This is a genomic window from Providencia heimbachae ATCC 35613 (assembly GCF_001655055.1).
GTDB classification, from domain to species: domain Bacteria; phylum Pseudomonadota; class Gammaproteobacteria; order Enterobacterales; family Enterobacteriaceae; genus Providencia; species Providencia heimbachae.
Genome location: NZ_LXEW01000056.1, coordinates 1 through 1932, shown reverse-complemented (window position 1 = coordinate 1932; position 1932 = coordinate 1). Strand labels below are relative to the sequence as shown.

Sequence of the window (1932 nt, the reverse complement as noted above, 5' to 3'; positions counted from 1 at the left end):
TCATCCATGACCTGTTCATTATCGACATAAACAATTTCACCGAGGGAATCCGTATCCGCTTTACGATGAGCCAAACAATAGGCCGTGATTTTGTCTTGCGATATGCCGTACAAGTTGGTGACAATACGTCGCCCTTTCATAAATGCAGGAATAATGACGTTACTCACGACCTCATACGATTTACCGCTACCTGGCACACCCACATACGCTGAAATTGCCATATTCTTGCCCTATCAATTAACCAATTAGTGGGATACGACGAATAATAAAGCGCGTAAAGTGAGCACTTAGCAGCAACGTAATACCGTAAGGCACTAAAAAGAGGTTCATAAAATACCAAACACTATCGGGTAACTGAGAAAATAATTGTGGTAAATCTGAGCCATTGGGCAACCATGTCACCATGACTGAGACTAACTCATACACGGCAAAATACAGCCCGAAAAAAAGCACAAATTTAATAATTAGCGTTCTAAACACGAATTTTAAGGACGAATTAAAAACCGATAAGAGTAATTTAAACATAGCTTATGCACTCAAAATGATACGTAAAGATAAAAATGCCCACAGAATTCCCGCAATCAATTGAAATAAGACTTTATTTTGTTCGAGCAATGGACAATGGGAATCAATTTTATATTGCGTGTCGAATACGTTAAATTCGGCAACAGGACAACTCGCTTCTTTATTGGGAAGTTGGATGTTTTTAATAAACGGCATTAAATTTTCAATCGGTTCTAATATTTCTTTTCCCGTTGGCGGCTCTTCTAAATCGGGTTCATCTATTTCGGGATATTCCCCTAAATCTAATTCCACTTTTCCCGATTGCCCTGTTTCTGTAGAAATTCCCGGTGTTTTAATCACTAAATCCCCATCGGGCTTTACTTGAGCTGGATATAACAAATCAAAGTCGGTTAGTTTTCCATAATCGGGATATACGGATTTTATTTCATTCGCTGTAATGGGATTCGATGAAGTAATCGGAATACCGTCATAATCAGGTTGAGTTGCTGAGTGATAAAAAAGATTATTCAACATTGACGCTAATTTATCTAAATCAAGTTGGTATTCTTTGAGTTTTTCCAATGCCGCAAAACCATCTAAATCATTAGCAATCAGAAATTGTTTATCCATTACTTCATTATTGGGGATATAGTGTTTATTGTAATACACTTGTATGCGTTGAATAGGTGAATAAACTTGTTTCGCTTCTTGACCTAATTTATCAATATAAAACGCGGTATATTGATATTTCACATAAGAGGTTGAACCTTGATTAATTTCAATTTCGGTTGGCGTAAATTCATACGTACATAACCCACTTCCTGCGGGACAATTACGCGAACCACCTTCAGCGGTGTAATTGAAATATCCTCTTGCGACACTTTCCACAGAGCCCACAATATATTGCTCTGGCTTAGTGGATATCACTTGATACCATTGCATCGTTGAGTTCAATTCAGGTACGGTTTGGCTTGGAAGGTTGCCGTCAATAACGGGTGTGGCAATAAACGGATTGGATTCTGAGGGTAAAAAATCCGTAATATAGGTTTTTCCTGCCACATCAACGGCATAACGCCCATCACCCAGCGGTCGCCCTGTTGTTGCTACCATGATATCGGCTTTATTGGCAAAATACTCTGATGAAATATCACCAACGGAATAACCTACTCCAGCCCATGTTAATGCCCCCGACGAAGAACGAAAAAATGATTTTGTTCCAACCGCAGTAGCATTGGCTCGAGTGGCCGCTGAAATTGCGCGTGTTGTGTTATTCACTACCGTTACATATTGTGCATCCGTTACAGCAACTTGCATGGCTCGTTTCATGACAATACGCCCTGCAATCGCAGGAATAACTGCGCGCGCTGCTAATAACGGCAATACCGCGTGAGCATAATAAATGGGATAAAATGTTCCCACTAAAACAAT

General features: G+C 39.6%; 3 protein-coding genes. All 3 read right to left on the bottom strand.

What is annotated here, in order from left to right; all coding sequences use genetic code 11:
• A partial coding sequence (locus tag M998_RS19060) for a zonular occludens toxin domain-containing protein (RefSeq protein ID WP_282956586.1) occupies positions 1–221 on the bottom strand: 221 nt, incomplete at its 3' end.
• Between the two features lie 16 nt (positions 222–237).
• The gene (locus M998_RS19055) at positions 238–525 is read right to left on the bottom strand and encodes a DUF2523 family protein (RefSeq protein ID WP_068910360.1); all 288 of its coding nucleotides are present in this window, start codon (positions 523–525) and stop codon (positions 238–240) included.
• 3 nt (positions 526–528) lie between these two features.
• Positions 529–1932: hypothetical protein (locus tag M998_RS19695; RefSeq protein WP_068910358.1), on the bottom strand; the 1404-nt coding region annotated here is incomplete at its 5' end.

Excerpts from the sequence above, each read along its gene's own strand:
- M998_RS19055 (WP_068910360.1), bottom strand. The coding sequence starts at position 525 with ATGTTTAAATTACTCTTATCGGTTTTTAATTCGTCCTTAAAATTCGTG.